Source organism: Flavobacterium magnum, assembly GCF_003055625.1.
Taxonomy (GTDB): Bacteria; Bacteroidota; Bacteroidia; order Flavobacteriales; family Flavobacteriaceae; genus Flavobacterium; species Flavobacterium magnum.
This window is the reverse complement of sequence record NZ_CP028811.1, coordinates 2,785,848-2,812,394: the sequence shown is the minus strand read 5'-3', so window position 1 is coordinate 2,812,394 and position 26,547 is coordinate 2,785,848. Positions and strand designations below refer to the sequence as shown.

General features: G+C 47.4%; 19 protein-coding genes and 1 pseudogene. 6 read left to right on the top strand and 14 right to left on the bottom strand.

Annotation, left to right across the window (positions count from 1 at the left end):
• Positions 1–547 precede the first annotated feature (547 nt).
• The 10 genes and pseudogenes from HYN48_RS11930 to panB form a co-directional block, all read right to left on the bottom strand.
• A pseudogene (locus tag HYN48_RS11930) lies at positions 548–1,891 on the bottom strand (LptF/LptG family permease); the annotation flags it as partial.
• Between the two features lie 7 nt (positions 1,892–1,898).
• The gene (gene lolA1 / locus HYN48_RS11925; RefSeq protein ID WP_108373619.1) at positions 1,899–2,537 is read right to left on the bottom strand and encodes an outer membrane lipoprotein periplasmic chaperone LolA1; all 639 of its coding nucleotides are present in this window, start codon (positions 2,535–2,537) and stop codon (positions 1,899–1,901) included.
• Between the two features lie 37 nt (positions 2,538–2,574).
• Entirely contained in the window at positions 2,575–5,040 is a 2,466-nt protein-coding gene (locus HYN48_RS11920; protein ID WP_108372005.1) for a DNA translocase FtsK, read from the bottom strand.
• A 39-nt stretch (positions 5,041–5,079) separates the two neighbouring features.
• Positions 5,080–5,454, bottom strand: coding sequence for a diacylglycerol kinase family protein (locus HYN48_RS11915; protein WP_108372002.1), 375 nt, complete (start codon positions 5,452–5,454; stop codon positions 5,080–5,082).
• Between the two features lie 3 nt (positions 5,455–5,457).
• On the bottom strand, positions 5,458–5,955 hold the full coding sequence (gene tpx, locus HYN48_RS11910) for a thiol peroxidase (RefSeq protein ID WP_108372000.1): 498 nt from the start codon (positions 5,953–5,955) through the stop codon (positions 5,458–5,460).
• An 80-nt stretch (positions 5,956–6,035) separates the two neighbouring features.
• Complete coding sequence (locus HYN48_RS11905; protein WP_108371998.1) at positions 6,036–10,088, bottom strand: PAS domain S-box protein; 4,053 nt, start codon at positions 10,086–10,088, stop codon at positions 6,036–6,038.
• 142 nt (positions 10,089–10,230) lie between these two features.
• The gene (locus HYN48_RS11900) at positions 10,231–11,559 is read right to left on the bottom strand and encodes an aldehyde dehydrogenase (protein WP_108371996.1); all 1,329 of its coding nucleotides are present in this window, start codon (positions 11,557–11,559) and stop codon (positions 10,231–10,233) included.
• Positions 11,560–11,573: 14 nt separating this feature from the next.
• Positions 11,574–12,911, bottom strand: coding sequence for a DUF5723 family protein (locus tag HYN48_RS11895; protein WP_108371994.1), 1,338 nt, complete (start codon positions 12,909–12,911; stop codon positions 11,574–11,576).
• Positions 12,912–12,989: 78 nt separating this feature from the next.
• Positions 12,990–13,679 (bottom strand): RluA family pseudouridine synthase, encoded by a 690-nt coding sequence (locus HYN48_RS11890; RefSeq protein ID WP_108371992.1) that lies wholly within the window; start codon positions 13,677–13,679, stop codon positions 12,990–12,992.
• A 124-nt stretch (positions 13,680–13,803) separates the two neighbouring features.
• On the bottom strand, positions 13,804–14,622 hold the full coding sequence (gene panB / locus HYN48_RS11885) for a 3-methyl-2-oxobutanoate hydroxymethyltransferase (RefSeq protein WP_108371990.1): 819 nt from the start codon (positions 14,620–14,622) through the stop codon (positions 13,804–13,806).
• Between the two features lie 169 nt (positions 14,623–14,791).
• On the opposite strand from panB, the gene HYN48_RS11880 reads away from it, so the two are divergent.
• Positions 14,792–16,048, top strand: a complete 1,257-nt coding sequence (locus HYN48_RS11880) for a flavin monoamine oxidase family protein (protein ID WP_108371988.1) — start codon at positions 14,792–14,794, stop codon at positions 16,046–16,048.
• 9 nt (positions 16,049–16,057) lie between these two features.
• On the opposite strand, the gene HYN48_RS11875 is transcribed toward HYN48_RS11880, so the two are convergent.
• On the bottom strand, positions 16,058–17,485 hold the full coding sequence (locus HYN48_RS11875; protein WP_108371986.1) for an L-serine ammonia-lyase: 1,428 nt from the start codon (positions 17,483–17,485) through the stop codon (positions 16,058–16,060).
• A 192-nt stretch (positions 17,486–17,677) separates the two neighbouring features.
• On the opposite strand from HYN48_RS11875, the gene HYN48_RS11870 reads away from it, so the two are divergent.
• The 3 genes from HYN48_RS11870 to HYN48_RS11860 all read left to right on the top strand — a co-directional run bounded on the left by HYN48_RS11870 (position 17,678) and on the right by HYN48_RS11860 (position 21,511).
• Positions 17,678–18,586 carry an EamA family transporter gene (locus HYN48_RS11870; RefSeq protein ID WP_108371984.1) on the top strand — a complete coding sequence of 303 codons (909 nt, stop codon included), beginning with the start codon at positions 17,678–17,680 and terminating at the stop codon, positions 18,584–18,586.
• A gap of 282 nt (positions 18,587–18,868) precedes the next feature.
• The gene (gene dnaK / locus HYN48_RS11865; RefSeq protein ID WP_108371982.1) at positions 18,869–20,755 is read left to right on the top strand and encodes a molecular chaperone DnaK; all 1,887 of its coding nucleotides are present in this window, start codon (positions 18,869–18,871) and stop codon (positions 20,753–20,755) included.
• A 144-nt stretch (positions 20,756–20,899) separates the two neighbouring features.
• On the top strand, positions 20,900–21,511 hold the full coding sequence (locus HYN48_RS11860; RefSeq protein ID WP_108371980.1) for a hypothetical protein: 612 nt from the start codon (positions 20,900–20,902) through the stop codon (positions 21,509–21,511).
• 31 nt (positions 21,512–21,542) lie between these two features.
• Here the strand turns inward: HYN48_RS11860 and HYN48_RS11855 are convergent, their stop codons facing one another.
• The 3 genes from HYN48_RS11855 to HYN48_RS11845 form a co-directional block, all read right to left on the bottom strand.
• Positions 21,543–23,321: a M56 family metallopeptidase gene (locus tag HYN48_RS11855; RefSeq protein WP_108371978.1), complete on the bottom strand. Its 1,779-nt coding sequence runs from the start codon at positions 23,319–23,321 to the stop codon at positions 21,543–21,545.
• 2 nt (positions 23,322–23,323) lie between these two features.
• Complete coding sequence (locus tag HYN48_RS11850; protein WP_108373617.1) at positions 23,324–23,689, bottom strand: BlaI/MecI/CopY family transcriptional regulator; 366 nt, start codon at positions 23,687–23,689, stop codon at positions 23,324–23,326.
• Positions 23,690–23,820: 131 nt separating this feature from the next.
• Positions 23,821–25,047, bottom strand: a complete 1,227-nt coding sequence (locus HYN48_RS11845; protein WP_108373615.1) for an MDR family MFS transporter — start codon at positions 25,045–25,047, stop codon at positions 23,821–23,823.
• Between the two features lie 94 nt (positions 25,048–25,141).
• On the opposite strand from HYN48_RS11845, the gene HYN48_RS11840 reads away from it, so the two are divergent.
• Together HYN48_RS11840 and HYN48_RS11835 are read left to right on the top strand one after the other, a co-directional pair.
• Positions 25,142–25,798 (top strand): TatD family hydrolase, encoded by a 657-nt coding sequence (locus HYN48_RS11840; protein ID WP_108371976.1) that lies wholly within the window; start codon positions 25,142–25,144, stop codon positions 25,796–25,798.
• A 24-nt stretch (positions 25,799–25,822) separates the two neighbouring features.
• Positions 25,823–26,536 carry a tRNA threonylcarbamoyladenosine dehydratase gene (locus HYN48_RS11835; protein ID WP_108371974.1) on the top strand — a complete coding sequence of 238 codons (714 nt, stop codon included), beginning with the start codon at positions 25,823–25,825 and terminating at the stop codon, positions 26,534–26,536.
• Positions 26,537–26,547 lie beyond the last annotated feature (11 nt).

The window sequence follows — 26,547 nt, the reverse complement described above, 5'->3', positions numbered from 1 at the left end:
GATAAATGCCGACCTTGCGCCCCAAAACCGTGTTGATTTCCTGGTGGCGCTGTCCGGTTTTGAAGGCAGCGATGTAAAAACAGATTAGTACGATAACACCCAGCGCAATCAATTTGAGATTTTGTCTGTTGTTCATCACCACAAGGACCATCGTTACGGTCATCAGGAAGGTAATCACCGTCATTTTCGAATTCAGCACAAAATTTTCATACGCATCCGCGAGCCTTTCGTACTGCTCGTTGAATAATTTGCCCTGTTGCATCAAATCGGCCTGCGTGATGTTGCGGCTGTCAAGGATCTTCAGCGCTTTAACGCGCCGTGCAGGGTTATACCCGAATTTCTTCGAATCGTATACAGTCTCAATCAGCGCGGCGTCCGGCATTTTCAGCAATTCGCGCCACTCTTCATCTTCGATGACGGTTGCGGTATCGAGGTTGATTATGCGGTCGTCCGCCTCAAAGGAAGGTCGTGTCTTGTTGCGGCTGAACATTTTTACAAGCGGATCGGTAAGCCAGTCAAAACTGATTGACATTTGCAGGTCATTCTTTGCCCGATACGTCAGCAATATGGCTAACGGGGACAAAATCAGCGACGACATCCAGGCGCCAAGGAACGGGGTAATCCCGTTTTCCTGTCCGAGTTTTTTTCCGAACGTATTTACGAAATGGAATGTAATGAAGATAAGAATCGCAAACACAATCGGCAGTCCGAGTCCGCCTTTGCGGATAATCGCACCCAGTGGGGCACCGATAAAGAACATCAGGATACAGGCATAGGCAATCACGAATTTGTCGTATACCGAAAGCCAGTGGCTGTTGATATTTTTCTGCTTCATCTCGAATTCATCCTTGGTTCCGGCAATCGTAAAGGTCGTGCTGCCCACGTTGCTTTTCGCAATATCAATGAATTTCAATCGCTTCGATGCGGGATACGCGTTGAGCAGGTTGGAGGGTACCGACGTGTTGGCGGAATCTTTCACTGCTTTCATATTCACAATGCCGGTGCGCACGTGGATGTTTTCGGTAAACGAATTGACCTCCTTTTTATAATCCTGGTTTAGCGAGTCGAGTGTATAGGTGAGTTCGCTGAGCTTAAGCATGTTGCTCGTACTGGTCACTTTTTCTTCATTAGGATCAATCTTATTGAGTTTAGACAGATCCATATTGAGATTGTATTTCTTGAAAAGTGTTTTCGCAAATGGCATTTTTTCCCTGTCAGTATATTTTTTAGGGATGATATCTTCGAATTGTGCCCCGTCGTACAACACGAGCTGAATTACCTTCGAATCCGGGCTGCTTTTCAGTTCACCGGTTTTTGCCTTAATGATTGTGGTGCTTCCCTGGCCATTGACCGATTTTTTATGGATGGTGATGCCGGAGAGCTTGTTGCCGTTCGGTCCCGATTTTTTCTCCACCTTAATGATGTAACTGCCCACATCACTGAATTGGCCTTCCGCAATCGCCATGGCGGGCTTAAGCTGGGCGATGTTGGCCTTGAAGTTGATGAATTTGTACTGGGAGTAGGGGATGATGTTGTTCGCGAATATGAATGCGGCAATGCTGAGTACAAATATAAAAACGGTGAGGCTGCGCAACGCCCGCATCAGTGAAACCCCGGAGGATTTCATCGCGGCAAACTCATAATGCTCTGACAAATCACCAAACGTCATAATCGATGCCAGAAGGATCGTCAGCGGCAATACCATCGGGACGATACTAGGGAAGTAGAAGGTAAGGAACTTCAGGATCATAAAAAAATCCAGGTCCTTGCCGGCGAGTTCCCCGATAAAAAGCCAGACAGCCTGAAGGATGAAGATAAAGAACAGGATTACAAATACCGAGGCAAACGTAGTCAGGAATGTTTTTAGTAAATATCTGTCGAGTATCTTCACAGGAAGCTTAGTCTAATTTATTGATGTAATAGTTCGGGTATTTGCTACCGACAAAAGTAAACTGGTTTTTCGGCAGCGCCTGATTGGTTTTAAAAGAATTAACAACCAACGTCGTTTTGGTGCCGTTCTTGCCCGTCTCGATCACATTGTAAATCTGCTTGGTTGCCGTATCAATGCCCACGAGGATTTCCTTGCGTTTGTCTTTTTTGTCGTCCGGGACGAGCTTGACATATTGTAATTTCTTTCCCTTTACATTTTGCTGGATGTCCCAGTAAAATTTGTATCCTTTGTTGAAAAACGTCAGCATTTTTGATGGCGTGATCGTGTTGGCATCTTTTTCATCCACTTTGGATATGCTGATTTCCTCGTCTTCAGGGACAATGGTGTACAGTTTCTTTCCATCGTAAAGTTTGGTCACGCCCATAAAGCTCAGGACATACTGATTTCCTTTCATTACCACCGTGCCACTGCTCTCCTGATTGACGTTTTCCTTACTGTTGTTCAGGGTATATTTGAAGTCAATCGAAATGTTATCGTACGCCTTCACCTTTTTTGTGACTTCGTCCAGCAGGTCTTTCGCCTTTTTATCCTGCGCCGACACGATAGAGCCTGCTAATATCAGCAAAGCGACCGCCACATTTTTCATGTTCGTTACAAACACACTTTTCATACTCTTTTTCATATTAGGAATTATTTTCTTCATTTTTAAAAAACTGCTCAAGCGACGCCAGGTCGGTGTAATTCACGGATCGCGCCTTACTGCCTTCAAAAGGACCGACTATTCCCGCCGCTTCCATCTGGTCTATAAGCCTTCCGGCGCGGTTGTAACCCAGTTTAAGTTTGCGCTGCAGCAAAGACGCCGATCCCTGCTGTGCGGTCACCACGATTTCCGCAGCCTCCTTAAACAGGCTGTCCCTTTCTGAGATGTCAATGTCAAATTTCATGCCACTTTCTTCCTCGCCAAAAAATTCCGGCAGCAGGTAGGCATTCGCATAGGCTTTCTGTGAACCGATGAACTCCGTAATACGTTCCACTTCAGGCGTATCGACAAACGCACATTGCACCCGCACTACATCATTGCCGTTGGTGTAAAGCAGGTCACCGCGTCCGATAAGCTGGTCAGCACCCTGTGTATCGAGAATGGTGCGCGAATCGATTTTTGACGTTACACGGAAGGCGATCCTCGCCGGGAAATTCGCCTTGATGATACCCGTGATCACATTCACCGACGGCCGCTGCGTTGCAATAATCAAATGGATGCCAATGGCACGCGCCAATTGTGCGAGCCTCGCAATCGGAGTTTCGACTTCCTTTCCGGCAGTCATGATCAGGTCGGCAAACTCATCGACAACCAGCACGATATACGGAAGGAAGCGGTGCCCGTTTTCCGGATTCAGCTTGCGGGACTTGAACTTGTCGTTGTATTCCTTAATGTTTCGCACCATCGCTTCCTTGAGCAGCGAGTAGCGGTTGTCCATCTCAACACAAAGCGAATTGAGTGTATTGATGACTTTGTTGTTGTCTGTGATTATCGCATCTTCCGTATCGGGGAGTTTGGCGAGATAATGCCTTTCAATTTTATTGAACAGCGTGAGTTCCACCTTTTTAGGGTCTACCAATACAAACTTTACTTCAGCCGGATGTTTCTTATAAAGCAGCGACGTCAATACGGCATTCAATCCGACTGATTTTCCCTGTCCCGTAGCACCAGCCATCAGCAAGTGCGGCATTTTGGCCAGATCGACCACGAACGTTTCATTGGAAATGGTTTTTCCCAAGGCGATCGGCAATTCCATTTCGGCTTCCTGGAACCTGGCCGAGGCGATGACGGTTTTCATGGAAACCATCGTCGGGTTTTTATTCGGCACTTCGATACCGATGGTTCCCTTTCCAGGAATCGGTGCGATAATACGGATGCCCAGCGCCGAAAGCGACAACGCGATATCGTCTTCCAGGCTTTTGATCTTTGAAATGCGTATGCCGGCCTCCGGAACGATCTCATAAAGGGTTACCGACGGCCCCACGGTCGCCTTGATCTGCGCGATCTCAATCTTATAATTGCGCAGCGTTTCCACGATGCGGTTTTTATTTTCTTCAAGTTCCTCCTGGTTGATGGTAATGCCGCCGGATGAATAATCCTTCAGCAGATCAATGGTGGGAAATTTATAATTGGACAACTCAAGCGTCGGGTCGAAAAGACCGAAGTCCGCCACCAGTTTGGACGCAAGGTTTTCTTCAACCACTGTTTCTTCCTCGACTTTTTCGATCACAAAAGTCTCTTCAATCGGCGCTTCTGGTATTGGCGTCACCTCCATCGGTGGGGTAGCGGCTTTTATCGTAGGCTCAAGTATCAGTTCTGAGGCGCTGCTGATCGTCGGTTTTAACGACTCCTTATTGATTTCGAATTGGGAGGGCTTCGGCACCACCAACTCAGGTTCGCCGATTAACTCTTCGTCTTCAGGGTCGCCTACGGCAAATTCCTCAAGGTTGTACAAGCTGTTGGATTCGGCGACAGCTGCGGTCTGTCCGACTTCAATATCTTCAGCCATTTCTTTCTTGGTTCTTTCGAAAAGCGCTTTTATGGCATCAGGCGACACCTTGATTTTGAAAATCAGGTAAATGATCAGGCCGAACAGCAAGACCATCAATGTGCCGGCTTTCCCGATAAAGTCCTGCAGGAACAGGTTCATTTCAAAGCCAACGACACCACCCAGTTCCGGCATAAAAGTCGCAAAAAATCCGAGCAGCACCGATACGACTGCCATCGCGAAAAGGTCCCAGAACCATACATTCTTTAATTTCCGAAGCGGAAGGTCAAGCACAAGGTATGCGCCCGTCAGGAAAAATAACCGTACGAAAAGGAATGAGGCAAGTCCGAAACCCTTCAAAACAAAAGTATCCGCGAGGTACACCCCGAATTTCCCAAGCCAGTTTCCCACCTTGACGCTGCGGTCAGTCAATTCGGTTACGGCACTCTGGTCCTGCTGCCCATAGATGTAAAACGAAATAAAAGACAGCAACAGCGCCACTGAAAACAAAACGAGCAAACTCCCCATCAGGATTTTATGCTGTTTGGTAATCCGCAGGCCTTTTTTTGACTCCGCGCCGTTTTCTTTAGCTGCCGTTTCTTTCTTCGTGGTTTTTGCCATAGTAGGGTTGTGCTATAAAGATAGGAAATTTAGCCTTGCTTATAACGCCATCAGGTACGGGATATATATGATACTGGCGATTGCCAATGCTGCCAATGCTGCAAAAAATACAGCCCCGGCGGCAATATCCTTGATAAAACCGATTTTGGTATGGAAGTCGGGATGGATGAAGTCAGCGATTTTTTCAACAGCCGTGTTCAGCCCTTCGATGCTTAGTACCAGACCGATGGCGAAGACCTGAAACAGCCATTCGGTTTTTGTAATCCCGAAGTAAAATCCGGCTGCCGTCATGATCAGCCCCAATGAGGACTGCGCCATGATGCTGTGCTCTGTAGTCACCAGTTTGTATGCGCCGGCAAAAGCAAACTTGAAGCTCTTGAGTCGGCCCGTTATGAAAGAATGGTCTGTCTTCATCAATTAAAGCGCATTTAAGGCCGCATCATAGTCCGGTTCCTGGCTGATTTCCGGCACCAGTTCAGTGTATGCCACCGTACCGTCGGCATCGATCACGACTACCGCCCTGGCATGCAGGCCGGCCAGTGCCCCTTCGGTCATTTCAAGACCATAGTCCTTCCCGAATCTGCCTTCGCGGAAATCCGATAACGTCAATACGTTTGAAATATTTTCGGCGCCACAAAAACGCTTCTGTGCAAACGGCAGGTCGCGGGAAATGCACAGCACGATTGTGTTGTCAAGATTCGCCGCTTTTTGGTTGAACTGTCTTACCGATGCCGCACAAACGCCGGTATCGATGCTCGGGAAAATATTCAGGAGCAGTTTTTTACCGCTGAAATCTGCCAGCGAAACGGTGGAGAGGTCGTTCTTTATCAGTTTGAAATCCGGTGCCGCAGAACCGTTTGCAGGAAGGTCACCATTTGTATTTACAGCGTTTCCGCCTAAGTTTGTTGAAGCCATTTGTACGTTTTTTTAACAGCCTCAAAAGTATAAAAAATAATTGCAATCCGGCTTAAGAATTGCGCCAAAATAGCGGCGGGCTAACCGTCTGTGCGTACACCCGGTTTCCACTGCCTGATCATCGCCTCAATCGAGCCTTTAATGATGGGTTTGGTAATGTAATCGTTCATGCCGGCGGCCAGGCATCGGTCGCGTTCTTCCTTGACGATCCCGGCGGTCAGCGCGATGATCGGTACGGTTTGGCCCTGTGGCAGTTTCCTGATTTCTGCAGTAGCCTCATAGCCGTTCATCACCGGCATCTGAACGTCCATAAAGATCAGATCAGGGAGGCTGTTCACAAACTGTGCTACGGCAACAGCACCATTCTGGGCTTCGGTTAGGATGACATTCGGCACGGTGTTTTTGATGATTGTCTTGACTAAAAGCATGTTGATGTTGTTGTCTTCGACGACGAGTATCCTGAGCGCGTCTGGGAGGATTTCGGGTTCAGGATGGGCTTCAGTCGAAGCAGGAATTTCCGGTGTAACAGCCGCTTTTTCCTTAGAAGCCCTGAGGGTAAGGTCAAACCAGAAAAGGCTTCCTTTGCCGGGTTCGCTATAGAGTTCGAGCTGACTTTCCATCAGTCCCAGCAATTGGTTGGAAATGGTAAGGCCAAGCCCGGTGCCGCCGAATTTCCGTGTGGTGGAATTGTCTTCCTGTGAAAACGCGGTGAATATCTTTGCCTGGTTTTCCTTTAAAATCCCGATGCCGGTATCCCTGACACAGAAACGCAGTGTACGTCGGTTGTCATCATGCACGGCCATCGAGATGATCTCGAGCTCTATCTTGCCGCGTTCGGTAAACTTGACCGCATTACCCAGAAGGTTGAACAGGATCTGCTTGAGCCTGATCGAATCGATCCACACATATCTGCTGATGTCATCAGATATTTTCAGGTTCAGCTCAATGCTTTTCTGGCTGGATTCAAAAGAGATCAGATCGATTACCTGATCCAATAATTCACGCAGGTCATGTTTCTTGATCTCAAGTTCCAGTTTGCCCGCCTCAATTTTTGAAAAGTCGAGGATGTTGTTGATGATTTCAAGGAGTGAGTGGGCGGACTGGTTAATGGTACCCATGTATTTTTGCTGGATCTGCCCGAGATCGGTTTGCATCAGCAAATCGGTAAATCCGATAATTCCGTTCAGCGGCGTTCGTATTTCGTGGCTCATATTGGCGAGGAAATCGGACTTTGCCTTGTTCGCCGCTTCAGCAACTTCACGTGCCTTGACCGCATTTTCATTGGTTTTCCTTTCAGTGATGTCGATAAAAATCCCCTCTACAAACGCAATCTCGTTCTCAATAATGATGAAGTCCCCGAATTCCTCGACCCAGGCGACCTCGCCGTTTTTACGGTGAATCCGGTAGATGACATTAAAAGCCTGCTTATTGTCCAGCGCTTTCCGGATCACTGACGCCACCTTATGTTGGTCATCCGGATGGATCAGGCTAGTGTAGCGTACGCGATTGTCGAGGAAATCCAACTTACTGTAGCCTGTGAGCTTTTTGATCTGGTCGTTGATGTATACCCTTGACCAGTTTTCGTCATTCCTGAACAGGTAGACCGTTCCGGGAATGTTGTTGGCCAGCAGCCTGAATTTTTCCTCGCTCTCATAAATCATATTTTCATTGATATTGCGTTCGAGGGCAGCGGAGATATTGTTGGCCAGCGTCTGCAATATCTTGACTTCATCATCGGTCCAGTCCCTTTCATACGCGCAGTCATCAAAACCGATGAATCCCGTGAAAATGTTTTTCCGGAAGATCGGAATGATCAGGATCGACCGGATTTCATTGTCCAGCAGGAGCTTCTTGAAAAACGTATCCTTCAATTCCCTCGTGTGCGCTGAAAAAGTTTTCTTGATACGGATCGAGTCCGTGATTTCCTTTAGGTCGTGGTGTGAAAATTGCCGCAAAGGCGTAATCTGCAGCTTGACACCGGGTTTGGCCCATTTGACCTGCTGGCTGATCAGGTTGGTTTTCTGGTCGTTCTCGTAATAATAAATGTGGTCAGCGTTGGTTGCCTTGCCAATGATGTCAAACGTTTCGGTGAACATGTCGTGTGTGTCGGTCTTCAGCAGGAACTTATCGGTGCATAACGCTACAGCCGACAGCAAATCGCTTTTATACGCCAGTTTTTGCTCTGCCTTTTTACGCTTTTGGGCCTCGATGGCGAGCGTAATGATATCGGAAACAGAGCGGCAAAAGGTGATGTCCTCGTTATCAAAATCCTTTTTGGAGGTGGCTTCAAAGCACAATATGCCCGCAATCTTACCATTGGTGCTGATTGTCGTGTCGAGCAGTGACCTGATGCCTTTCTCGATGAAATAATTATCCCGGAATTCCTTTGTTTCTCGGTGGTTGTTGACATCAGAAGCGATGATGATCTTGTCGTTCTCAATCGCCCTGAAATAGATCGGCACCTGTTTCTTCTCGAAAATCCTGCCCTTGGAAAACGCATTGGCGGTCAGGTCGTACAAGCAGGCGCAAACAATCCTGTCCGGATAATATTCCCAAAAACTGACCCTTTCCACACCGGTGTCACGTGCGGCACTTTTAAGGATCATCTGCAGGATCGTAATCAGGTTCTTGTGGTTGGCGTAATTTGTGGTCGAGAGCCTGTTGATCGTCGCATTGTATTTTACGATTTTTTCCTGCCTGCGGCGGTTTTCCATTTCGATATTTTTCAATGCAGTGATATTTCGTGCAATACCGGAGTAGCCCACGACCTGCCCGTCATAATTCCTGCGCACGATCACTTTTTGTGAAACCCACAGCTCCTCTCCATTTTTAGCCGTAATCGGAAATTCGATGATTGGGAAATCGCTTTCAGAGCCTGCCAGGGTTTCATAAAAATCCTTCATGTTGGCCATATAGTCGGGACGGATAAAATCGGTGTAATTGCGCCCGATAATTTCGTCTTTGGAATAGCCCAGCATGGAAATGGTGAAATCGTTGATAAAAGTAAAGTCGCCGTCCCCGTTGACTTCGAAGATGATATCAGTAGCATTCTCGATCAGGTTCCTGTATTGGTTCTGGATTTCGACCTGGCTCGTTACATCCTGACCAATACCGATAATGAGATTTTCGCTGAACTTCTTGTCTTTCCACTGGATGAACTTATATTCCCCGTTTCTGCATTTCAATTTCCGGATGTAGAGCCGCTCATCGATGTAATTGTCGTGGTATTTTTCACCGATGAATTCCGGATCCTCGGTAAGCCTCCAGAATTCCATCCCCATCACTTCCTTGGGTGAGTAGCCTAAAATTGAACGGATGCTTTCGCTGCAGTAAGAAAGTTCGCCCTTGATATTCGCGCCTACGATCAGCGAATTCCCTTTATTGACGATCTGGTCGGCAAAAGCAAACCGCTGCTGTGAATTGAGCAGGATCATTTGCCGGATATAGTGGATGACGATGATGAAAAAGAAGGAGTACAGCAGTGTAAGCAAAATGTTGGCAGCGACAGCATGCCTTATATACAGCGCAAAGAGTATTGCGGCGAACCCGCCGATAAACGTCCAATAGGACTTCAGCGTCTGGAAAATGCCCGGTGCAAAGAAGAAAATGATCAGCAGTTCGGCAAAGGTCACAAGCTCAAAGGGTCGGAAGGTCAATTTGCAAATCACATAAAACGTGAGCATGATGTAGTTTGCTATGAAGATGGTCTTCAGGTGTTTTTTCAGGAATTCATTCTTGTCGCTGTAATAATAAATGAATACAAGCACCAACCCCATAAAAGAATTAAACCAGAATTCACTGTGCTTGCGGACGTGAAATATTTCAAGGAACAGCTCAGTTACCGGAAACATAGTCCCGAAGAACAGCAGGTACAGCCGGTATTCGTCGCTATGGATGTGATTCTTGAATGACGAGACGAATTCGCGTTTTGAGCGTGAAATTTTCTTAAGCGTCCAGAGGAAGGCCAGACTCATGATTACAAAAACTCCCATGATGAACCACCACGTTGCGGGCACGTCAGCCGCTGCGTCATCAGGATTCCGGATTTCAGGCAGCGGGCTGAATCCTTGTGTGGCGTATCCGCAGCTGAAAGCGATGAATGGCATGACGAACATTGGATGTGGCAGATTCATGTTGCTGTAATTGGTTTTGCGAAAAATCCTTACTTACAAAAATCGAGGCAGTAGCGGCTACCGTAAAAATACAAAAAAACCAACGCCATACGAAATGGGCATTGATTTATGTTGATGAAACGCGAAGTTTATTGCTGTCAGATCAGAACCATCCGAGGATGCGGCGCAGCAGTTTTCCTTTTTTGCCGTAAGGCGCATAGCGCAGCGCAATGTCAAGCCAGTTTGCTTTCTTAAGCACCGCTTTTTTATGACTGAAAGTATCAAATCCGAATTTTCCGTGATACATGCCCATACCGGATTGGCCCACGCCGCCGAAGGGCAGTCTTCGGTTTGAAAAATGTACAACGGTGTCATTGACACAGCCACCGCCAAACGAGTACTCGCGTAGGACACGTTGCTCAAATTCACGGTTCTCTGTAAATACATAAAGGGCTAATGGCTTGCCATATCCTGACAGGATCTGTCGGATTTGCGTTTCATTTTCGAACGCAAGGACAGGAAGCACCGGACCAAAGATCTCGCCTTGCATCAGGGCGCTCTCGACATTGTGTTCTTCAACAAGGGTAGGGGAAATGTACCTTTCTTCTTCAACCGAAAGCCCCCCGTGAAGCACCTTGTAAGGTTCGATCATCGCGGTCAGCCTTTTCCAGTGGTCGCTGTTGATGATCCGGGCAAAATCTGCGGAAGCGCGCGGATCGTCGCCATATGCGCGTTCAATCTCTGTCTTGAGCAGTACAATGAATTTGTCCCTGACCTGGCTGTGCACCAAAAGGTAATCCGGCGCGATGCAGGTTTGTCCGGCATTCATAAATTTTCCCCAGACAATGCGTCTTGCGGCAAGTTCGAGTTGGGCTGATTTATCGATGATGCACGGGTTTTTGCCGCCGAGCTCCAATGTGACCGGCGTGAGGTGTTCGGCCGCGGCCTTAGCTACCAATTTGCCCACGGCAGTACTCCCCGTAAAGAAGATGTAATCCCATTTTTTCCGAAGCAGGTCAGCGGCTATCGTGGCATCGCCCAAAACGGCCACCACGTGTTTGACATCAAAGGTTTCGCGGATAATTTTTGATACCAGGGCAGAAGTTGCCGGCGTAAGCTCGGAAGGTTTCAGTACAACGGAATTGCCGGCGGCCACGGCCGCAATCAGCGGGAGGAAGGAAAGTTGGAATGGGTAATTCCATGGTGCGATGACCAACACCTTGCCGTAAGGCTCGCTGTAAATGCAGTCCCGGGACGGGAAATTGAGCCAGGAGGAACGGACCTTCTTCGGCCGGGCCCACGATTCAAGATGTTTTATCGTATGTTTCAGATCGGATATTACGATTGAAGTTTCCGTCAGCATGCTCTCGAATGCCGGCTTTCGGAAGTCCTTATACAAAGCCTCCACAATATCGGATTCGTGAACCCGGATATTGTGGAGGAGCTTTTGGAGTGTTTCTTTCCTGAAACGGATGTCGTGGCTGAAATTCATCCGGTCAGCGTCTGTTATAGGAAACCGAAACGGTATCCGAAATAGGCATCAGCCTGTTTTCCATCGCCCAATGCGGTCAGGATGGAGTTTGACCCCAGGTAAAATCCGGAAAGCCTGAAACCGATTCCGGCCTGCGTATCTGAGATCTCATTGAATGACACAGGCAGGAACGCTTCGAAAAACCCAAGGTTCACACGTGGTGTAAGCGCAAAAATATTCTGAGAAGCCACCTGGTTGTTTTTGTCATCCTTATTCATTTTTTGCTGCAGGAACAAGGTCAGGTTTAATTTAGGCACGATGTTGTAATCAGCATAAAAGTTGAAGACGGTCGGAAGTTTGACCTTGAAGTCAGTTGTTTCGGATGTTTCGGTGAAAATTTCCGGGTGGCTCAGCAAAACAGCTTCGACATCAGACAAACTTTCCGCATTGTCGAATTCTGCCAGGTCGAGGGATTCTCCCGGAGCCATATCCAATTCGTAGTTGGTTGATTTGTTGTCATCGGACTTAAAAGTCATGCTGCCAATATTCCTGATCGAGGCGCCCACCTTGAGTTTATAGGAAGAACCGGATTTCCATTGGTAATCAAACCCGATGTCAGTAGCCATACCTTTCAACTGTCCGAATAAAGAGCTGGTGTAGTCGCTTGAATCGGTAAAACTGTCTGCGAAATTTCCTGAATATGCCAGGTTTATTCTCGCCTGACCATTTGTTAATACAGGATTTCCGGTCGCGTAGCTGATGTCACCTGAGAAATTACCGGCCCCCATGTTGGCATACGATCCGGGGAACAACAGTTTCAAAGTAACCCCTCCGCCAAAACGGTGTTTTTCATTTTCGTAAATTTTACGCGCTGCAGAAAATCCTACTTCACCCCATACCGTGGCGTTAACACGCTGGTTACCGGTATTATTGATGATCGCAGCGGCTGTCGTTGCGTCGAGGCTGTTGTCAGTAACGGCACGCCCGAAATCAGAATTCACGTCGATTACGTTGGCCGTGATATGTCCGCTTGCTGCAATTCCGAATCCCCATCCCCAGGCCTTGAAAGCGAATCCGGGCAGGGCAATCTCAGCATTTGTAGTGAAATCAACCGGCTCTTTTCCTGCGAAAATCAATGTCTCGAGGTCTTCGCCACCGACAAGGTCGCTAAAACCCACTTTGTTGCTCGAGGCGCTTACGCTAAGCCCAAAAATCTGAACTTCAAACCGGTTTCCAAGGTTCGCAAACTCGGACGGATTCATATTTCCGTTCAGGATTCCCACCCGTTTGGAGGTGGCCAGGCCCGCAAAATGTTCCTGCGCAACGGCAGGCAGTGCCAAAAAGGCGCACAATAACAGCGTAATTTTTCTCATGAGGTAGATGTTTATATTTGCTCAAATATAATAAAACTCGGTGTGTGTGCATCAGTTTGCATACATTTTAGAATCAATTCAGATTGCATTCCATACCGGATCATCCGGAGTAGGCGCCGTAATGGTCATCTGCTCTTTTGAAACCGGATGTATGAATTCGAGCCGTCTGGCATGCAGGTGGATGCCGCCATCAGGATTGGAACGGTCTGCGCCATATTTCAGGTCTCCTTTTATAGGCGACCCGATGGCTGAAAGCTGGGCGCGTATCTGATGGTGGCGCCCCGTATGCAATGCGATTTCAAGTGCCGTATACGTCTGCAATTCCTTAATGGTGTTGTACTCAAGAATCGCAATCTTACTCTCAGGGATTTCTTTGAGGTAAGCCTTTGAGGTGTTGTTTTTTTCATTCCTGCTCAGGAAGTGAACAAGTTTATCCGCATTTTTGGCAGGCTTGTTCTTAACAACGGCCCAGTAGGTCTTTTGCGTTTCACGGTTCTTAAACAATTCGTTGAGTCGGGCCAGCGCCTTTGACGTACGCGCAAAAACCACAATCCCGGTTGTGGGTCGGTCCAGCCGGTGCACCACGCCCAGGAAAACTTCGCCGGGTTTATTGTATTTGTCCTTGATGTATTCCTTCACGACGTCGCTCAACGGCTTGTCGCCGGTTTTGTCTCCCTGGACGATGTCTCCCACACGCTTATTGACGACAATGAGGTGATTGTCTTCGTGCAGGACTTGAAGGTTTTCTTTGGTTGAAATGGTTTTCAATGATTCTCAGATTTGAATAAACGTCTGATTATACAGTCTTTCATCGTGCGTGATGCGTTACTAACAGATCAAATCGTTTGTGAAACACGGGCATTTCCATACGGTGACCTGATCATCCGACAATCTAATACTGTTCCTTATCATTCGGAAAATCCTTTCCTTTCACATCGCTTACATATTTAGAAATGGCTCCCGTCATCTGCTCGTACAAATTCAGGTAGCGACGCAGGAAGCGCGGACTGAATTCATTATTCATTCCCAGCATGTCGTGGATAACCAAAACCTGTCCGTCTACGCCGCCGCCCGCGCCAATCCCGATCACGGGAATCGAAATGCTCCTGGCAACTTTCTCTGCAAGGTGTGCCGGTATTTTCTCGAGCACAATGGCGAAACAACCCAGTTTTTCAAGTAAAATCGCGTCTTCGACCAGTTTTTCCGCTTCAGCGTCTTCTTTCGCGCGGACCGAATAGGTACCGAATTTGTATATAGACTGCGGCGTAAGGCCGAGATGGCCCATAACCGGGATTCCTGCATTCAGTATTTTTTTAATGGATTCCTTAATTTCACGGCCCCCTTCAAGTTTTACGGCGTGTCCGCCGCTTTCTTTCATGATCCTGATCGAGGAGCGCAGCGCTTCTTTTGGGTCCGATTGGTAACTTCCGAAAGGCAGATCGACCACAACCAATGCCCGGTCTACGGCACGGATTACCGACGACGCATGATATATCATCTGGTCGAGCGTGATCGGGAGGGTGGTTTCATGTCCGGCCATCACGTTAGAGGCCGAATCCCCGACAAGGATCACATCAACTCCGGCAGTGTCCACTATTTTCGCCATGGTAAAGTCGTAAGCGGTAAGCATCGAGATCTTTTCGCCATTGGCTTTCATTTCCACGAGCGATTTCGTGGTGATTTTCTTGTAATCTTTTTTGGCTACAGACATAGGTTTTTATTTGGTCTGTAAAAGTAGTGATTTTTTTGGACCGCTTACCCCAACCGATTTCGGCAGCGGCTTTTCGTAGCATACCGCTTTTTTTATCTGAAAAGAAATTTTCCGATGCAGTACATGCCCAATATCATTTGACGATTTAGTATCTTCATCTAAAAAAAGCATGAAAGTGATTATCGTCGGTGCCGGTGCCGCCGGAATTATGGCCGCCAACATCCTGGCAAAGAAAGGGGCTTCAGTTACGATACTGGAAGCGGGTAACCGTATTGGCGGGCGCATCCATACTTTTGTGCCCGACGGCTTTGTCAATACGGTTGAAGCGGGAGCCGAGTTCATCCACGGAAATTTGCCGCTTACGCTTAAGCAGCTCAAACGCGCGAAACTGCCATATGCCGAGGCGTCCATGACGATGCACCGCTTCGATGGCACGAGCATCACCCGTAATTTCGGGAAGAGCAAGGCTTGGGAATCATTTTACGAAAAGCTGGCGCAACTTCAAACCGATTGTACACTGGACGCTTTTCTTGAAGCACATTTCCGCGGTGCCAAATACAGATTGCTGCATCGGGAAGTACGTGAAATGGCACAAGGGCTGGATCTTGCAGATCCTTCAGAGGTCAGCCTGCTGTCGCTCAAAGCGGAATGGCTTTCGGAAGAAACGCAGTACCGTCCAATCACGGGATACGGCCCGTTGCTGGAATTCCTGTACGACGAGGCGACTCGGGGCGACTGTACGGTAGCCTTCGGGCAAAAGGCCACGACGGTCAGATGGAAATCAGGTTCGGCAAGCGTGGTTACTGAAACACAATCCTATCAGGCCGATGCGGTTATCCTGACGGCCTCGTTGGGTATACTGAAGCAGGGTGAAATCGCTTTTGAACCTGAGATTCCCGAATTGCCCGCCTGCTTTGATAAAATTGGTTTCGGGCAGGTAATCAAGCTGGCGCTCGAATTTGACCGGCCATTTTGGGAGCAGCAAATTCCGGATCTCGCTTTTCTTTTTGCAGAAAACGGGCTTACTTTCTGGACGCAGGCCGACCGGCATACACCTGTGCTCACGGGCTGGCTTGGGAATGATGACGTGGCGGTGTACAAAGGATTTGACGACAACAAGATCATTGCATTATGCATGGATGAATTATCAAAAATTTTTCCGGAAGCAAGGCGGTATTTCCGTACCGCTGCCGTATTCCGTTACACAGAAGATACTTTCTTCAGGGGAGGTTATTCCTGGCCGAAACCGGACAGCAAAAAAGCAGTGAAGACAATCAACAAGGGTTTTGGGAACACGGTCTGGTTTGCCGGGGAGGCGTTCGATCCTACATTTGAAAGCGCCACTGTCGAAGCGGCTTTGGAAAGCGGGAAGTTTGTTGCCGCAAAGGTTTTTCGCGCGTTGCGGGGTAAATCAATGCGATCTTAGTCGGGCCAATCAGCAATCGGCCATATTTACCGCAATCGCCAGTCCACCCTCCGAGGTTTCCTTGTACTTGGAGTTCATGTCTTTTGCGGTTTGCCACATCGTGTTGATTACTTTGTCCAATGGCACCTTGGCATTCTTTGCATCCGTTTCCATAGCGAGTTCCGCGGCATTTATGGCTTTTATGGCACCCATCGTATTGCGCTCGATGCACGGAATCTGAACCAATCCGCCTATCGGGTCACAAGTCAGTCCGAGGTGGTGTTCCATGGCAATCTCTGCGGCCATCAATACCTGGTCCGGTGTCCCGCCCATGACTTCGCATAATGCTGCTGCTGCCATCGCCGATGATACGCCAATTTCTGCCTGACAACCGCCCATCGCTGCTGAGATCGTCGAGCCTTTCTTGAATATGCTCCCGATTTCTCCTGCCACCATCAGGAATTGCTTGATTTCCTTTTCGCCTGCATCGTGGTTTTCGATGACCAAATAGTACATCAATACCGCCGGGATTACGCCTGCGCTTCCGTTGGTTGGCGCGGTAACCACACGTCCCAAAGCGGCATTCACCTCGTTGACGGCCAACGCAAAACAGCTAACCCATTTGAGGATCTGGCGGAACTTCACTTCGGTGTTGCGAATGGTTTCAAGCCATTCCTGCGGATTGCTGTAATTGGCGAGTCCGATTAATCCCTGGTGCATGTCAAAGGCGCGTCGGCGTACATTGAGTCCGCCCGGTAAGATCCCTTCCGAGTGGCAGCCAATGTACATACATTCGAGCATCGTATGCCAGATGCGCATGAGTTCTTTGTGTATGTCATTTTCGGTGCGCATTGATTTTTCGTTATCGTAGACGATTTCAGAAATGCTGCGGTTTTGTTGCTGGGTGTACGCAAGCAATTCAGCGGCGGTCTGAATGGGGTAGGGGAACGCACATTTGATTTCCATCTTTTTTTTGGCGTTCGGACGGTCTTCCTTGACCACAAACCCGCCCCCGATGGAATAAAAGGTCGAGGCATATTCGCTGCCATCGGTTATGTAGGCTGTAAACATCAATCCATTGGCATGAAAAGGCAGGAAATTTTTGTTGAATACGATGTCCTGAAGAAACCAGAAAGGAATTTTGAGCTCATTACCCAGGTTAATCTCATGATTGTCTTCTATGGATTTGATAATTCCTGAAATGTTCTCTACGGGAATATATTCAGGGTCCTGCCCGCTGAGCCCGAGCATTACGGCGAGATCTGTGGCGTGTCCTTTGCCTGTAAGTGACAGCGAACCGTATAAATCAACCTTAACACGTTCGGTTTTATGGAGAAGCCCTTCGGTGCTGAGTTCTGCAAGGAATCTTTCCGCAGCGCGCCACGGCCCGAGCGTGTGCGAACTCGAAGGCCCGACGCCTATCTTAAGCATATCAAAAACCGAAATACATTCTTCCATTGCAATTGAGTTTACGCAAATATAAATGAAAACGTCAAAAATCGCGTTTCAAATTGGATAATTGGCAAAATTGATTTCGGGTACTTATTTCGCAGCTGTGTCACTTTAAAATGTGGACGTTTTGCTCGCATCATCGTTAATAATTGGTAGTTTTGCACCGCAGGCACAGGTCTGCCTAATATTTAGTATTCGATGCGTTTCAACAAATACTACGCTGCGGCGTTAACCGCCTTTATAATGTGGGGTTTTTTCAGTCTTGTGCTTAAGCCCCTGCATGATTACCCGTCGATGGACATACTGTTTTACCGCATTTTTTTTGCTGTGGCGCTGTTGCTGGGCATCAACCTGATATTTCGCCGGAGCGTTTTAAAAAATGATTTGCAGGTTTTAAAGGCGATGTCCGGTCCGGAGCAGAAGGCATTGCTGCTGATGACGGCAGCCGGTGGGATCCTACTCACGGCGAACTGGTTCATTTTTATTTATGCCATGAATCACGTAAGCATGAAATCGGCTTCGTTTGCGTATCTGATTTGCCCGATCCTCACCACGATCCTTGCCTTTTTTATCCTGCGGGAAAAACTCAACAAACTGCAATGGTCGGCCATTGCGTTGAGTGTTGTCAGCTGTGTATTGCTGTCTTACGGCAGCCTGCGTGACCTGATGTTCAGCCTTGTCATCGCGCTCACATTCGCCTTGTACCTGATTATCCAACGCCGGTACAGCCGGTTCGACCGTCTTGTCGTACTGAGTGTCCAGATCATGATTACGGCAGTGTTGCTGCTGCCTTTGTTCCCGACCTATGGCGGCGCGGTGCCGACAGCCTGGACTTTCTACGTTCTCATTGGCGTCATCGCAGTGTTTTTTACGATTATCCCGTTGTTCCTGAACCTGTTCGCCCTTAAGGGGATGGATTCTTCGGCGGTTGGTATTTTAATGTATATCAATCCGATGATCAATTTCCTGCTTGCAGTATTTTGGTATCATGAAAAAGTGACGCACCTGGAAGCGGTGGCTTACGGGCTGATTTTGCTCTCAGTCGTCGTGTTTAACTCGAAAATCCTGTTTCGGAAAAAGATGCCCTTGACCCGGCGGGACGCCTAGCCCCGATAGCAGCGGCATCCTTTTTTATTTGCAAACCGCTTCAGGCAAACGCCGATTGTGATCAAATAAAAAAGATACAGCGGATAGCGGGAACAAGCTCCTGAACATTATAGGCATACCGCGCGCCTGTAATTATTCTTCAAAAGCAAAATGTCATCTTGTCATATTTCAGCAGGACTACCTGACAACTTTCCGCACATTTTTATGATGGCATAAAACTTGCCATATACGCGTCAGATTCAAAAATCAAAAACTCACAAATAAAATTTAAAACAATAAAAAATGGGTAAAATAATCGGAATTGACTTAGGAACGACAAACTCTTGCGTAGCTGTTATGGAAGGTAACGAAGCGGTTGTAATCCCTAATTCAGAAGGAAAAAGAACAACACCGTCGATCATCGGATTCGTGGAAGGCGGTGAAATTAAAGTGGGTGATCCTGCCAAAAGACAGGCGGTGACCAACCCAACCAAAACGATCGCTTCGATCAAGCGTTTTATGGGACATACGTTCTCAGAGACTGAAGACGAAGCCAAAAGGGTTCCTTATGCGGTGAAGAAAGGCGATAACAATACGCCACGCGTGGATATCGATGGCCGTTTGTATACCGCACAGGAATTGTCTGCGATGACATTGCAGAAAATGAAGAAGACTGCTGAGGATTATTTAGGACAAACCGTTTCAGAAGCGGTAATTACCGTTCCTGCTTACTTTAATGATGCGCAGCGTCAGGCTACCAAAGAAGCCGGTGAGATTGCAGGACTGAAAGTAATGCGTATCATCAACGAGCCTACCGCTGCGGCTTTGGCTTATGGTTTGGACAAAAAAGGACAGGACCAGAAGATTGCGGTATACGATTTGGGTGGTGGTACTTTTGATATCTCGATCCTGGAATTGGGTGACGGTGTTTTCGAAGTATTGTCTACAAATGGTGACACGCACCTTGGAGGTGACGATTTCGACCAGGTGGTGATTGACTGGCTGGCTGACGAATTCAAGTCTGAAGAGGGTATTGACCTTCGTCAGGATCCGATGTCGCTGCAACGTTTGAAAGAAGCGGCTGAGAAAGCGAAAATCGAGTTGTCATCTTCTGCAGAAACGGAAATCAATTTGCCATACGTAACCGCTACGGCTTCAGGACCAAAGCACCTTGTTAAGAAATTGTCCCGTGCGAAATTCGAGCAATTGGCCGATTCATTGGTAAAACGTTCAATGACGCCGGTTGAAAAAGCGCTGAAAGATGCCGGTTTATCAAAATCAGATATTGATGAAGTGATCCTTGTAGGAGGTTCTACACGTATCCCAAGGATTCAGGAAGAAGTGGAGAAATTCTTCGGAAAGAAAGCTTCCAAAGGTGTGAACCCTGATGAGGTGGTAGCAATCGGTGCTGCAATCCAGGGTGGTGTATTGTCAGGTGATGTGAAAGACGTATTGCTTTTGGACGTTACGCCGTTGTCATTAGGTATTGAAACTATGGGGGGTGTATTGACGAAACTGATTGAATCGAATACGACCATCCCGACCAAAAAATCACAGGTGTTCTCTACCGCTGCGGATTCACAGCCAAGTGTTGAGATCCACGTGTTGCAGGGAGAGCGTGCGATGGCTGCCGATAATAAGACCATTGGCCGTTTCCACTTAGACGGTATTCCGCCTGCACCAAGGGGTGTTCCACAGATTGAGGTAACTTTCGATATCGATGCCAATGGTATCATCAAGGTTTCGGCGACTGATAAAGGAACTGGTAAATCCCACGACATCCGTATCGAGGCTTCTTCAGGTTTGACACAGGAAGAAATCGAAAGGATGAAGAAAGACGCCGAAGCGAATGCTGATGCTGACCGTGTGGCGAAAGAAAGAATCGAGAAGCTCAATGAAGCTGACGGTATGATCTTCCAGACAGAAAGCCAGTTGAAAGAGCTGGGTGATAAACTACCGGCTGACAGCAAAACTGCGATTGAGAATGCATTGACTGAATTAAAGGCAGCTCATGCTTCTCAGGACCTAACTGCAGTTCAAACCGCATTGGACAACATCAATGCTGCCTGGAAAACGGCTACTGAGCAGATGTATGCACAGGGCGAGCAGGGTCAGGCGCAACCTAATGCTGAGCCACAGGCGGAAGCAGCGGACAATGTGCAGGATGTTGATTATGAAGAAGTAAAATAAGCGGCAGGATTTTAAGACTGTAATGCTTTAAGATAGGGCGCGGGATTTGTTTCCCGCGCTTTTTTTTATGGATGTTAAACAAATACGATAATCCGGCTTCCGAAAATCTTTTTTTGTAAATTCGGGAACCTTAAATTGTACATTATGAAAAAGATTGCCCTTCTGCTGGTGTTCACGCTGTTTACCGTTTCTGCAAACGCACAGAAGAAAAAAGCCCCGGCAAAGAAAACCGTTGCCAAAATCACCACTTTAGCGAAGACCGACAACCTTTCCGCGGATATGGCGGGGAATAAGTTTATGGTTTCCATAACGGACGGGAAAGTGAAGGATACACTGTTCAGCAGGCCATTTGATCCGGCGAAGACGTTGCCTGCAGACTTTAAGATTACGCCTTTTACGGCCAAAGGGGCGAAGCTGTATGCCATCAGTTGGACCCAGAGAAATATTTCGGAAACCAAGTTAAAAAATGAGGAAGCGCTGACGACTTTTACCGAAATCTGGGACGCAGCAGCTAAAAAGCAAATCCTGGCCAACAACCAGATTACGACCAAGGTATCAGAAATCGTTTATCTGGATAAGAATCAGACCGTTTCCGAAACCCAGCAGAAGATGCGCAGGGAAGGCTTTGAACTGACGATTACACCGGAAGGCGATATTGTGTTGAAAAACAAGACACAGGAAAACAGGATGACTTATGATGCCGGGCAGCAGAAATTCATCAATACGGCCAGTCCCAAGCCCGCTAAAAAGAAATAAGAAACGCCGGATACTTTCCGGCGTTTTTTAGTTACTTCAGCTCCATCAGCACTTTACTGTAGGTCTTCTGTTTTGTATCCGGATTTATCGTTTCGACAAGACGTATCGACTTGATCCGGTCGAGATCCATCCCTGATATGGTCTCTTTCGGATTGTGATAGATCACATCATTTATGATTAATTCGGGTGTGGAGTTGTCAAAAATCACTATGGGATGATCCGGTATTTTCATTTTGGTGCGGTCCATAAATATCGCCTGGTCGCCATTATCGAGCGTAATGATCTTTACCGGATTGGAATCCGCAGCAACGGCTTGTTTTTTTACCATGGTCGACTTTCCTTTAAATATCAGCGCGCCGTTCCTGCCTTTCTCACCATATTCCCTGATGGCGTCTTCGGGCATTAGTTGCAATATGTATTCATCCGTGGTAATGACGTAACCTTCAAGATCGTCTGTGAAATACTCTTTACCATTGATAATGTGCAAGACCTGATTGTTATCCGATGTACTCTGACTCGCAGCCACCGGCTGGATCTGAGCGACACTACCTGCAGCTTGTGCATTTTGGGCATCGGTTTGTTGGGCAGCCTGGCCGGATTGGCCGGAAGTGGCTTTTGGGTGTTCTACAGTGCCTAACTTTCCGAATGAAAAATCATAACGGCCCTGCCCGAAATCTTTTATCGTAAGTCCGAATGCCGCGATGGGTTTGCCTGACAAGTCTTTGTAGCCAATAATTTTACCGAATTTATCGGTAAGCCTGAGTTCGAGGGCGGTAAGCTGGTTTTTGGCGTCGGTGTTTAATGCGATTATCTGCAAACCGGCCTGGTATTGTTTCAGGAGCATGTCGGATAATTGCATCAGTTCCTTTTCTGTCGTAAAAGAATTAAATGGTCCCTGTACCTGAATGCGTTCGGGGAAAACAGGGTCTTTTTGCTGCGCGACTACCTGTACCTGAAATTGCAGCATGAACATTACCAGCACGGGAAGTACAAAGGAATACTTCCACAGATTGACTTTTCGGGATTGTTTTTTGTTTAGCATAACGATTCGTTTTTTGATTAATGATTGGTAAAAAGGGTTGGTAAATGCCAGGCAGTTTTCCCTGGCGGTGACTTTCAAAAGTGTGATTTGATAATTTTTTCGGTCCGAAATACGGCGATTAGCCTCCGCATCTGCGATAAATTCAAGGTTTTGGGTTATTTGTGATTTATAAAGCCAGATGATCGGATTGAACCAGAAGGCAATACAGCACAATCGTGTAAAAAGCACATCTGCGGAATGGTATTCGCGACAATGCGTTTTTTCATGCTCGAGTATGTTCTCCAGTTCAGTTTCAGAATACTGTAACGGATTGTATACGATATAATTAAAGTACGAAAAAGGGGAGAGGTCTTCGGTGGTTTCAATGATGCGGAATTTACCTTCACGGCGAATCGGCCTGCCGGATAATACTTTTCGGACCAAATAATAATCCAGGATAAATTGTCCTATGAAAAACAATGTCCCTGCAAGATAAAAAAGACTGACTACAACCCACCAGTCGATGACCGGCTGTTCTTTTTGGATAAGCTGCGGCACGATAACAGCAACGGCTTCTGTTGCCGTTCTGGCCGGAACCGACTGCGGCGCTGTCCAGATTATCTTGGTAAAAGTGATTAACGGCAGCACTATCGAGATCAGCATTCCGCTTATAAGGAAAAATCGGTTTGATCGGAAAAATGTTTCCTTTCTGAGCAGCAGGTGGTACACCGCTGAGAACAATAACAGCAGGCTTCCGGATTTGATAAGGTAATTTATTGCAGCGTCCATGGTCAATCGTTTTTATTTTCTTTTTCCACCATTTCAAGAATTTCACGCAGTTCTTCGGCCGTGATTTTTTTTTCTTTGGCAAAAAACGACACCATATTCTTGTAAGAGCTGTTGAAATAATTTTCGATGGTAACGTTCATCGATTTCTTTTTATATTCCTCCTTCGATACCAATGGGAAGTACTGGTATGTTTTTCCGAAGTTGTTGTGGGCGACGAATCCTTTATCCTCAAGGATCCGGACAAAGGTAGAAAGCGTATTGTAATGCTGCTCTCCCGGAATTTCCGCCATAATCTCCTTTATGAATCCCTTTTCAAGTTTCCAGAGTGCCTGCATGATTTCTTCTTCTTTGGTAGTCAGTTTCTGCATGATGGTGTTATTTGAAATCAAATATAACTAATTATTTAGTTACAAAACTAAAAAGTTAGTTATTTATTTTCAAACGTGCTCTAAAAAGATCTTAAGGGCAATGTTTGTGTGGGATTTCGGGAAAGCAAAAACTAATTAGACCGCTCCTGTTCGCGGATCAGCAATTTTTGGAGGTAGATGCAACAAAGTACAGCCGATGTGCCCAGGATGCCCATAAAAAGCCAATTTGCCTGATAACCGGCGCGGTCAATGACTTCCATCCCGATCTTAGAACTGCCGATGTGCGCAAGGCTGAAGCTCATCGTGAACAAAGCCATATAGCGGCCTTCGTGTCCTTTCGGCGCCCGACTTAAAGCAAACGAATTGGAAAAAGGGAAAATGAACATTTCCCCAAAGGTGATCAGAACGATATTCACAAGCAGCAGGCCGGCCCAATTGTCCGGAAGCAAGGCATAGAAACTGACCGCCATCATTACTGAACCCGAAAGGATCAGTTTCACCTTATGCACCCCGGTGCGTTCGAAATAACTGACAATGGGCATCTCAAGGAGGAAAATCAGCGAGCCGTTGAGGGTCATTAATAGCCCGGTCTGCAATTCGGTCAATCCATATTTCTCATGATGGTAGAGGGGTAATGTAGAGAATATCTGGAAGAAAATCATTGCCGTAGAAAAACTGATAAAAAGGAACACCCAAAAAATCCTGTCCCTGAAAACAGAATCGGTAAACACGGCTGCCGGTTGCTCCGCGTCGGTAAAATCCGATTTTTTCCGTTCTTTTACCATCATTGCGAAAACCGTTATCGCGAGAATGCAGGTGGCGCCGTCAACCCAGAATAAGCCCTGATAGCCAATAGTCATGATGATCAGTCCCCCGAGTGCCGGACCCGCCGCAAATCCCAGGTTGATCGCGAGCCGTACCAGGGTAAATGCCCTGGCGCGATTTTCAGGTTTGGCGTAAGTGCCCAGCGAAACAAACATCGCCGGACGGAACATGTCAGCGATCGTCATGATGGTGAACATCCCGAAACACAGCCCCCAAAAAGTTGTGATGTACTGCAGGGCGAAAAACAAGATGCCGCTGGTAAAAAGACTGAAGACCATGATCCTGTAAAAACCGATCCTGTCGGACAATTTTCCGCCAAGAAACGACCCCAGCATCGACCCCAGGCCAAAGGCTACCATAATCCATCCCACCTGGGCATAACTGAAATGCAGGTTTTCCTTAAGGTATTTCGAAAGGAATGGCAGTACCATCGTGCCCGCACGGTTGATGAAAGTAATAATCGTCAATATCCACACTTCGCGGGAAAATCCCTTAAAATTGTTGATATAACGGGTGAGGCCTTTGCGCAGCATGTCGGTTTTGTATGGGCGTAAAGGTACAAATTCGGTCACGATTTTCAGGAAGTACCCAACGCATTTGTAATCGGTTTTGGTTATTTTTGCCGGCATGGGAAGATACGCTAACCTGCATACGCACCGCCTTACGGATTCGAATGTCCTGGAAATTGTCAATCAATATCCGGAGGCATTTGAAGACGGCATCCCGCATTATTCGATCGGGATCCATCCCTGGCGGATTGAAGGCGCAGATATTGATGCGCAGCTCGACCTGATGGAAGCCAGGCTGTCCGATCCGAATTGCGTGGCGATTGGGGAGTGCGGACTCGACAAACGCATTGACACGCCGTTGGAACGGCAAATCGAGGTGTTTGAGTCACAATGGCTGTTGGCCGAGAAGTACAGGAAACCCGTCATTATTCACTGCGTTGCGGCCTACCAGGAAGTCATCGGCATAAAAAAAAGGCTTGGAATTTCCGTGCCTTCTATTATACATGGATTCTCAAAGAGCGGTCAGGTGGCTGACAGCCTGCTGCAACACGGATTTTACATATCATTTGGAAAATACTTACTCAGGAATCCGGAACTCGCGACCGTTTTTGCATCCATCCCCGATGACCGGTTTTTTCTCGAAACCGATACAGTGGACGAAGCGATAGAAAAGGTCTACGAAGTGGCTGCAAAAGCAAAGGGAATCGGGATTGCAGGGCTTCAGGAAATCGTCCGCGGTAATTTTGCGAGGGTATTTCCGGAACTGTTTCCTTAAAATCAAAAATTTAAAATAGAAATTATGGCTGAGTGGACAGAACGTGCCGAATTGTTGTTTACAAAAGAAGGGCTTGAAAAACTAAAAAACGCAAATGTGCTCGTGGTCGGGTTGGGCGGCGTAGGCTCGTTTGCGGCCGAGTTCATCGCGCGCGCCGGCGTGGGAAAGATGACGATTGTCGATGGTGATGTGGTGGATATCACGAACATCAACAGGCAATTGCCTGCGCTGCATTCGACAGTGGGAAAACTCAAGACTGAGGTCGTCGGCGACCGCCTGATGGACATCAATCCGGACCTGCAGCTCACGCGCCTTACGGAATTTCTTTCGCCGGAACGTGCGTTCGAGATGGTGTCCGATGAGTTCGATTACGTACTTGACTGCATCGACAGCGTGACCCCAAAGCTGAATCTCCTGATTGCCGCCAAACGTAAAAAAATCAAGGTCATCAGCAGTATGGGGGCAGGAGGGAAGATGCTTGCATCAAAAGTCAGGGTAGCCGACATCAGCAAAACCGAGAATTGCTTCCTGGCCAAAACGATCAAGAAAAGACTGCGTCAGGTCAAGATTGATAAAGGCATAAAAGTGGTCTATTCATCCGAAATACAGCAGCAGGGAAGCCTTCGGAAAACCGATGGGAAAAACTACAAGAAATCTTTCTATGGGACCAATAGCTATATGCCAGGACTTTTTGGTTTGCACGCCGCCGAAACGGTAATCAGGCATTTGCTGAAATAGTTTCGCATCGA

Bases quoted from the DNA above. Each gene is read 5' to 3' on its own strand.
- lolA1 (WP_108373619.1), bottom strand. From the start codon at position 2,537: ATGAAAAATGTGGCGGTCGCTTTGCTGATATTAGCAGGCTCTATCGTG.
- HYN48_RS11920 (WP_108372005.1), bottom strand. From the start codon at position 5,040: ATGGCAAAAACCACGAAGAAAGAAACGGCAGCTAAAGAAAACGGCGCG.
- HYN48_RS11915 (WP_108372002.1), bottom strand. From the start codon at position 5,454: ATGAAGACAGACCATTCTTTCATAACGGGCCGACTCAAGAGCTTCAAG.
- tpx (WP_108372000.1), bottom strand. From the start codon at position 5,955: ATGGCTTCAACAAACTTAGGCGGAAACGCTGTAAATACAAATGGTGAC.
- HYN48_RS11905 (WP_108371998.1), bottom strand. From the start codon at position 10,088: ATGAATCTGCCACATCCAATGTTCGTCATGCCATTCATCGCTTTCAGC.
- HYN48_RS11900 (WP_108371996.1), bottom strand. From the start codon at position 11,559: ATGAATTTCAGCCACGACATCCGTTTCAGGAAAGAAACACTCCAAAAG.
- HYN48_RS11895 (WP_108371994.1), bottom strand. From the start codon at position 12,911: ATGAGAAAAATTACGCTGTTATTGTGCGCCTTTTTGGCACTGCCTGCC.
- panB (WP_108371990.1), bottom strand. From the start codon at position 14,622: ATGTCTGTAGCCAAAAAAGATTACAAGAAAATCACCACGAAATCGCTC.
- HYN48_RS11880 (WP_108371988.1), top strand. From the start codon at position 14,792: ATGAAAGTGATTATCGTCGGTGCCGGTGCCGCCGGAATTATGGCCGCC.
- HYN48_RS11875 (WP_108371986.1), bottom strand. From the start codon at position 17,485: ATGGAAGAATGTATTTCGGTTTTTGATATGCTTAAGATAGGCGTCGGG.
- HYN48_RS11870 (WP_108371984.1), top strand. From the start codon at position 17,678: ATGCGTTTCAACAAATACTACGCTGCGGCGTTAACCGCCTTTATAATG.
- dnaK (WP_108371982.1), top strand. From the start codon at position 18,869: ATGGGTAAAATAATCGGAATTGACTTAGGAACGACAAACTCTTGCGTA.
- HYN48_RS11860 (WP_108371980.1), top strand. From the start codon at position 20,900: ATGAAAAAGATTGCCCTTCTGCTGGTGTTCACGCTGTTTACCGTTTCT.
- HYN48_RS11855 (WP_108371978.1), bottom strand. From the start codon at position 23,321: ATGGACGCTGCAATAAATTACCTTATCAAATCCGGAAGCCTGCTGTTA.
- HYN48_RS11850 (WP_108373617.1), bottom strand. From the start codon at position 23,689: ATGCAGAAACTGACTACCAAAGAAGAAGAAATCATGCAGGCACTCTGG.
- HYN48_RS11845 (WP_108373615.1), bottom strand. From the start codon at position 25,047: ATGCTGCGCAAAGGCCTCACCCGTTATATCAACAATTTTAAGGGATTT.
- HYN48_RS11840 (WP_108371976.1), top strand. From the start codon at position 25,142: ATGGGAAGATACGCTAACCTGCATACGCACCGCCTTACGGATTCGAAT.
- HYN48_RS11835 (WP_108371974.1), top strand. From the start codon at position 25,823: ATGGCTGAGTGGACAGAACGTGCCGAATTGTTGTTTACAAAAGAAGGG.